This is a genomic window from Staphylococcus sp. GDY8P126P, assembly GCF_017891965.1.
Lineage (GTDB): Bacteria > Bacillota > Bacilli > Staphylococcales > Staphylococcaceae > Staphylococcus > Staphylococcus saprophyticus.
In genome coordinates this window covers 1-6,844 of record NZ_JAESKG010000016.1, presented here as the reverse complement: position 1 = coordinate 6,844, position 6,844 = coordinate 1, and the positions used below count along the sequence as shown (strand labels likewise).

Sequence of the window (6,844 nt, the reverse complement as noted above, 5' to 3'; positions counted from 1 at the left end):
AATTATACGGACTTTATCAAAAATTATGATGAAAATTATCAGTTTAGAAAAGAAATTGAAAGTAAAGGATATAGTCAACAAGAGTTTGTTAATACTGTTGAAACTAACTATAAAGCGTTACTCAATGAGAAGAATAAGTTAGAAAGTAGAGAGGAAAAACGTAAAGAGATTTATCAATCAGCTAAAGATGTTTATCTAACTGAAAGTGAAAAAAATCATCTCATTGTTCAGCAAATGTACCCTAAATCTCATCATCATTTTAGCCATGATGAAAAAGCATTTATTGTTGATGAGGCACAAAAAGGTAATATTATAAAAGCAACTCATGTTCAATACCTATTCAAACAAAATAACAATATTCCTAATGATGTATTGTTGGAAGATACTTATAAAAAAGCAAGTAAGGATATTTTCTTTAGTGAAAGACATCTTAAAAGACTAGAAAAAGATAGCTTTGAATATAACGCTGAGTTGCAATTCATTAAAGAAAGAGAGAAAGAAATTGAAAGTTATAAAGAACATATTGATGATGATTTAAGAATAGATATAGGCGATAGAAGCTTTGAAAAAGTCAAAGACCAAACACCTAATGAAAAAGTTCAATTACTCATTAAACTTGAGAAATATAATAACATCGATCAAGAAAAAGTTATCGAAAAACATATTAATCAGGTGGATAGAAATAATAATGACAATCATCTTGAACATGAATATGAACAATCTAATCACATTCATTTACCAAAGATAAATGCTAGTGACTTCCTTATGTATTATGCGAATGAAACAGAAAAACAAAACAATATTAATCATAAGAAAAAGAAGAAGAAACAAGATAGAAATAACCAAATGAGAAGATAGTAGGCCGTTGAAATGATACAAAGTTCATTCTTTAATAAGAAACTTAAACAAATGTGGTACATTGGTTTTGTTTTAAAGATAATATTGAAATTCACGATTATATACGGAATTTTAACTTATTAAACAGATTGAAACGAATGTCGGCATAGCATGAGCTATTAAGCCGACCATTCGACAAGTTTTGGGTTTGTTAAGGGTTCCGAGGCTCAACGTCAATAAAGTAATTGGAATAAATATATGTTTTTACTATTAATGATTTCTTAGTGCAATAATCTAAAATTCAATTAAAATTTTGGAGGTAAGTTTTGGAGTGTATTTATGAGATATTAAAATCAATTTTTAGTTTCGTTAAATTTTTGTATCAGAATTTTTCTTTTCCAGTTTTATTTCTTATCATCATTTTTTTATTTAAAAAACAAATAAAAAAGATTTTGACTGATTTTACAGTGGGTGAATTCAAATTCCCTAGTGGATCGATAAAAGTAACACGTAAAGGTATTGAAAAAGATCAGCAAGAGTATTTAAGACAGTTTGAAAAAGAAAATGATAAAAGTATAGAATTTGATGCTGATGAGATGAGCGCTAAAATCGGAGAATTATTTGGAGTCGAATATAAAGATGGTTTGCCTATTGATAATTCTGGTGGTGGTGGTGCTCCACCTAAATCAGAAAGTCATAACCCATCAGTTTTTAACGCTCATCTATTTTCTATAGTGGCTAGTGAAGATTCTTTAAAAGAAGAGTATAATTTTTTCGGTTTCAAAGAGACCATTATATCTTTATATACTGCCTATTTATCTAATTATAAAAAAGATAAGTGGGTTACTAAAGGTGGTGCTCCTTATCATGTTTCAAATAGAGAAGAGAGCTTAGAGAAGAAAGCATTTGATATTATAACTGGGTATTATTTGGAAGCTATGAATACTCGTAAAAAATGGAACTTTAATACTATAAAATCTTATCAAAAGTTAATAAGAGTTGTATTGGTTTCTTATCAAGTTATAGAGCGAGAACTTATGGAGAAAAACGAAGAATAATTTTCGTGTTTCTTCCTGTTTTTGGCGTTTTAAGAGTCATAAATTTATAAAAAATATATAAGATACCCCTAAATGATCTAAAAAAGTATCTTAAAATTACAAATAAGGATATTTTAAATAAGGTCTAAGATAAATTTTATAAAAAAGAGTGTTTATTTTATGTCAATTAAACAAATAAAAGAACCTGTATTTCGGTTCTTTTATTTTGAGCATTTTTCACATAAATTTTTTGATTTTTAGCACAATTTTTTAGGTTTGTTACTCTATTAAGATTTTTTAAATTTCTTTGTGTTGTTATATTTTCATTTTTTATCACTAATAGACATCTAATTTAATAATTTTTGCTAGTAACTATTATGAAAAAAGAATAAGTTTATTAGGTATTTTACTAAAATAAGGATTGTTATTGTTAGTTTTTAATATCTATTTAAACATAAGATTACTCATCAAAAGTTATCTATTATCGTATATTCAGAGATGATATAATATATAGGTCGCCTATCTCTCAGGCGTCAATTTAGACGCAGAGAGGAGGTGTATAAAGTGATGCTTATTTTCGTTCACATCATAGCGCCAGTCATTAGTGGCTGTGCCATTGCGTTTTTTACTCATTGGCTAAGTAAATGCAATAAAAAATAGGTGACATATAGCCACACCAACAAAAATCCCCCCATTACTCGCAATAGTGGGGGGATTGGTGTATAAGTGAATACTTATTTTCGTTACCTAAATTATAACACTGGTTAGCAAAAGAATGCAAAACACTTATATTTAAAAAGGGGGAGTATCTTTGATTAGTGTCATAAGCTATAGTATAGAAATATTTAAGTATTTGTATTCAGAATTTAGTTTTCCATTATTGATAATGGTTATTATAATAATATTTTACAAACAGATAAAAAATATCCTTGATGATTTAACTAAATTACATATAAGTTGGAATGATCGTTCTATCGGAATAGAGAGGGAAAAAAAAGAAACTGTTGAATTGATGCAAATGTTACTTAAAGATAAAGTTGGCAGTGAAGGTAAATCTGTTATCTATGAAGGACAAAGAGGAGCAGGGGGAGAAGAATTAGATACTCATGATCCTATGTATTTTTCCAATTTAATTACGAGTAAAATATTTTTAATTAATCAAGTAGAAAAATATAATAAATTTTTTATAGCTGAAAAGCTTTTTGAAGGTTATGAAAGTAAATGTATGGAAAAATATGGAACAAATTATCACGGAGCAATAATAGAGACAAGAGATGAAAATATAATATTAACTGATGAAACAATACGTAAATTTTATTTTTTAACGAAAGACATAGAAAAAGAGAATGAATATTTGAGCTTAGATGATTTAAATAAATTTAGACTTTTAATATTTGCATTTACTCATTGATATATTAAAAATTAAGGTACACCCTAATCATACAGAATAAGTTCTTGAATTTATAGTAACTGTCACTTTGCTTGATATATGAGAATTATTTAACCTTATAAATGAGAAAAAAGCAACGCACTTTAAATAAGATACGTTGCTTTTTCGATTGATGAACACCTATAATTAAACTATTCATCTATTATTTATAATTTTTTGTATATACAATATTTCTAGTTTGTTAAAGAGAATTAAGAAAATAAATCTCGAAAATAATAGAGGGAAAATCAGTTTTTGATATCAAAATTATACATGTCAACGATAATACAAAATATAATACAAAATATAAGATGTTATCAGTATTTATTATGCATTTAGAATATTAAAATTCCTTCATTACACTCTTGGCGGTTTCACTTATCAACTTATCATTTGGCTTATCACTTTTATTGTCTTTATTCGTAAAAATGACTAAAACAATAGGTTCAGATTGGCCCTTAGGATAAACAAAAGCAACATCATTTCTAGAAGCATATGTTATTGCTTGACCACTTTTATCAGCAACCTTATAGTCTTTTGGAACACCGTCTTTAATTAAAGTATCTCCGCTTTTATTATTTAACATTAAATCAAGTAAGAATTTTTTGTTTTCTTTGCTTAATTTTCCATTTGCGATAAGTTTATTTAAAGTCTTACCGAAAGCAGCAGGTGTTGAAGTATCTTTTTTGCTCTTTGGTGAATAGTAATTTAATTCTATCTCATATCTAACTGGATTTGTTACTTTATCTCCTAGTTCTTTTAGACGTTGTTTAACTTTTTTGATTCCACCGATTTCTTTTATAATTTTATTGTTTGCTGTATTATCACTATATGTCATTGAAGCCTCAATAAGTGCTTTTAAAGTGATATCTTTTCCTACATATTTTTCTAAAATAGGAGAATAAGCAACTATATCATCTTTGTTAATATGTACTTTTTTATTTAACTTATTATAAGGTACTTGTTCTAACAAAATAGCACTATTTATCGCTTTTGAAGTTGAAGCATAGGCAAATCTCTTATCTGAATTAAATTTTACTTCCTTACCACTTTTAGTATCTAAAGCATAAACACCAATATGAGCATTATATTTTTTTTCTAAATCATTTAACTCTTTGGCATGTGAACTGTTTGAATTACATGCACTTAAAACTAAAGCAATTACAATTAAAAATATTAACTTTTTCAAAATAAACCCTCCGATATTACAGTTGTAATTTTTATAAATCAATAATATTACAATTGTAATATCGGTGTCAATAGTTTATTATAAATATTTGAAAGAAGGTGTTGAAATGGCTAAGTTATTAATAATGAGCATAGTAAGCTTTTGTTTTATATTTCTATTGTTATTATTTTTTAGGTACATATTAAAACGCTATTTTAATTATATGTTAAATTATAAAGTTTGGTATCTAACTCTTCTTGCAGGATTAATTCCTTTCATTCCTATTAAATTCTCTCTTTTTAAATTTAATAATGTGAATAATCAAGCGCCCACAGTTGAAAGTAAGTCACACGACTTGAACCATAACATAAATACCACCAAACCTATTCAAGAGTTCGCAACAGATATCCATAAGTTTAATTGGGATTCAATTGATAATATCTGCACAGTTATTTGGATAGTTTTAGTTATTATTTTAAGTTTTAAATTTTTGAAAGCCTTATTATATCTTAAATATTTAAAGAAACAGTCACTTTATCTAAACGAAAATGAAAAAAATAAAATAGATACGATACTTTTCAACCATCAATATAAAAAAAATATTGTGATTCGAAAAGCAGAGACTATTCAATCTCCAATAACTTTTTGGTATGGGAAATATATTATTTTGATTCCTAGTTCATATTTTAAAAGTGTAATTGACAAAAGACTAAAATATATAATATTGCATGAATATGCTCATGCTAAAAATAGAGATACTTTACATTTAATTATCTTTAATATCTTCTCTATTATTATGAGTTACAATCCATTAGTACATATTGTAAAAAGAAAGATAATTCATGACAATGAAGTAGAAGCCGATAGATTTGTCCTTAATAATATTAACAAAAATGAATTTAAAACTTATGCGGAATCTATTATGGACTCCGTATTAAATGTTCCATTTTTTAATAAAAATATATTAAGCCATTCATTTAATGGTAAAAAGTCATTACTCAAAAGAAGATTAATTAATATAAAAGAAGCCAATCTGAAAAAACAGTCCAAATTAATTCTAATTTTTATTTGTATTTTTACTTTTTTGCTCATGGTAATTCAAAGCCAGTTTTTGATGGGGCAATCCATAACTGATTATAATTATAAAAAGCCCTTACACAACGATTACCAAATTTTAGATAAAAGTAAAATTTTTGGTTCAAATAGTGGATCTTTCGTCATGTACAGCATGAAGAAAGACAAATACTATATTTATAACGAAAAAGAAAGTAGAAAAAGGTATTCTCCTAATTCAACTTATAAAATTTATTTAGCTATGTTTGGACTTGACCGACATATTATAAATGATGAAAATTCACGTATGTCATGGAATCATAAGCATTACCCTTTTGATGCTTGGAATAAGGAACAAGATTTAAATACAGCAATGCAAAATTCAGTTAATTGGTACTTCGAACGTATTAGCGATCAAATACCAAAGAACTATACTGCGACTCAACTCAAGCAATTAAATTATGGTAATAAAAATTTGGGAAGTTATAAAAGCTATTGGATGGAAGATAGTTTGAAAATATCTAATCTTGAACAAGTAATAGTTTTTAAAAATATGATGGAACAAAATAACCATTTTAGTAAAAAAGCAAAGAATCAATTATCTTCTTCATTATTGATTAAGAAAAATGAAAAGTATGAACTGTATGGGAAAACAGGTACAGGTATAGTAAACGGGAAGTATAATAATGGGTGGTTTGTAGGTTACGTAATTACAAATCATGATAAGTATTATTTTGCTACACATTTATCAGATGGAAAGCCATCTGGGAAAAATGCTGAATTAATCAGTGAAAAAATATTAAAAGAAATGGGTGTTTTAAATGGCCAATAAGCAAGTTGAAATATCTATGGCTGAATGGGATGTTATGAATATAATATGGGGTAAAAAATCAGTATCAGCTAATGAAATTGTAGTTGAAATTCAAAAATATAAAGAAGTTAGCGATAAAACGATTAGAACATTAATCACAAGACTATATAAAAAAGAGATTATAAAACGATACAAATCAGAGAATATTTATTTTTACTCATCAAATATTAAAGAAGACGATATTAAAATGAAAACTGCTAAAACCTTTCTTAATAAACTGTATGGAGGGGACATGAAAAGTTTAGTGCTGAATTTTGCGAAAAATGAAGAATTAAATAACAAAGAAATTGAAGAATTGCGAGACATTTTAAATGATATTAGTAAAAAGTAATTAGAGATATGTTTCAAACATAATACATATGTAAACTATGCTTGACTCTTATTAAATTAGTTTTGTTAATAACATTTAAAATATATTATTAAAGATGAGAGTGTACAGAAAATAACCA

At 26.5% G+C, this 6,844-nt stretch carries 6 protein-coding genes and 1 pseudogene; 6 read left to right on the top strand and 1 reads right to left on the bottom strand.

Annotation, left to right across the window (positions count from 1 at the left end; all coding sequences use genetic code 11):
- From KA893_RS12055 to KA893_RS12040, 4 genes and pseudogenes are all read left to right on the top strand, one after another.
- Positions 1 to 858, top strand: a pseudogene (locus tag KA893_RS12055) (MobA/MobL family protein); the annotation flags it as partial.
- A 305-nt stretch (positions 859 to 1,163) separates the two neighbouring features.
- Entirely contained in the window at positions 1,164 to 1,895 is a 732-nt protein-coding gene (locus KA893_RS12050; protein ID WP_002387631.1) for a hypothetical protein, read from the top strand.
- A gap of 543 nt (positions 1,896 to 2,438) precedes the next feature.
- Positions 2,439 to 2,534 carry a type I toxin-antitoxin system Fst family toxin gene (locus KA893_RS12045; protein WP_002387633.1) on the top strand — a complete coding sequence of 32 codons (96 nt, stop codon included), beginning with the start codon at positions 2,439 to 2,441 and terminating at the stop codon, positions 2,532 to 2,534.
- A 151-nt stretch (positions 2,535 to 2,685) separates the two neighbouring features.
- A complete protein-coding gene (locus KA893_RS12040; RefSeq protein WP_002380771.1) occupies positions 2,686 to 3,285 on the top strand; it encodes a hypothetical protein in 600 nt (199 codons plus the stop codon).
- Between the two features lie 361 nt (positions 3,286 to 3,646).
- Here KA893_RS12040 and KA893_RS12035 read toward each other — a convergent pair whose 3' ends face one another.
- Entirely contained in the window at positions 3,647 to 4,492 is an 846-nt protein-coding gene (locus tag KA893_RS12035) for a BlaZ family penicillin-hydrolyzing class A beta-lactamase PC1 (protein ID WP_000733283.1), read from the bottom strand.
- A gap of 106 nt (positions 4,493 to 4,598) precedes the next feature.
- Between KA893_RS12035 and blaR1 the strand changes: the two genes are divergently transcribed.
- Both blaR1 and blaI read left to right on the top strand, forming a co-directional pair.
- The gene (gene blaR1, locus KA893_RS12030; RefSeq protein WP_001096374.1) at positions 4,599 to 6,356 is read left to right on the top strand and encodes a beta-lactam sensor/signal transducer BlaR1; all 1,758 of its coding nucleotides are present in this window, start codon (positions 4,599 to 4,601) and stop codon (positions 6,354 to 6,356) included.
- Positions 6,346 to 6,726 carry a penicillinase repressor BlaI gene (gene blaI, locus KA893_RS12025; protein WP_001284656.1) on the top strand — a complete coding sequence of 127 codons (381 nt, stop codon included), beginning with the start codon at positions 6,346 to 6,348 and terminating at the stop codon, positions 6,724 to 6,726. Before blaR1 ends, blaI begins: the two co-directional genes overlap by 11 nt.
- Positions 6,727 to 6,844 lie beyond the last annotated feature (118 nt).

Excerpts from the sequence above, each read along its gene's own strand:
- blaR1 (WP_001096374.1), top strand. The coding sequence starts at position 4,599 with ATGGCTAAGTTATTAATAATGAGCATAGTAAGCTTTTGTTTTATATTT.
- blaI (WP_001284656.1), top strand. The coding sequence starts at position 6,346 with ATGGCCAATAAGCAAGTTGAAATATCTATGGCTGAATGGGATGTTATG.